This window comes from Allobosea sp. P1_A7 (genome assembly GCF_056406775.1).
The window spans coordinates 1-545 of the sequence record NZ_JBFTZN010000650.1; the positions used below are offsets into that span (position 1 = coordinate 1).

The window sequence follows — 545 nt, forward strand, 5'->3', positions numbered from 1 at the left end:
CTGGCCGTGATCGTGTCGTTGCCCGAGCCAGTCGCGACGTTCTCGATGCTCCAGAGCGTGTCGCTGCCGGTGTCCGTGCTGACCGCGCTRCCGCGTCCAAGCAGGCCGTTGCCGAGATTGACCGTCAGGTTCGCCAGGATCGCCGAGAGATCGAGCGTGTCGATGCCCGTGCCGCCGTCGCTGTCATCGCCGAAATAGACGTCGTTGCCGTCACCGATCGCAGCCACGATCACGTCATTGCCCGCGCCCGCCACCACAGTGTCGTCACCGGCGCCGGCCGTGATCCGGTCGTCGCCCGTGCCACCGAAGATCCGGTCGTTGCCGGCCTCGCCATCGATCAGGTCGTTGCCGGCCCCACCAAGCAGCACGTCGTCGCCGGCTCCGCCGAAGACCACGTCACGGCCCTCCCCGGCATCGACGAAGTCGTTGCCGTCGCCGGCCGAGATCGTGTCGTCGCCGCCCGCACCGATCAGGACATCGTCGCCGCCCTGGCCGATCAGGTTGTCCGCCCCAGACGCCCCGAGCAACACGTCCGCCTCGGGCAT

General features: G+C 68.9%; 1 protein-coding gene. It reads right to left on the reverse strand.

Translation table 11 applies throughout. The features are described 5' to 3' along the window. Positions 1 to 530: calcium-binding protein (locus AC1D34_RS38220; RefSeq protein WP_476827108.1), on the reverse strand; the 530-nt coding region annotated here is incomplete at its 3' end. Positions 531 to 545 lie beyond the last annotated feature (15 nt).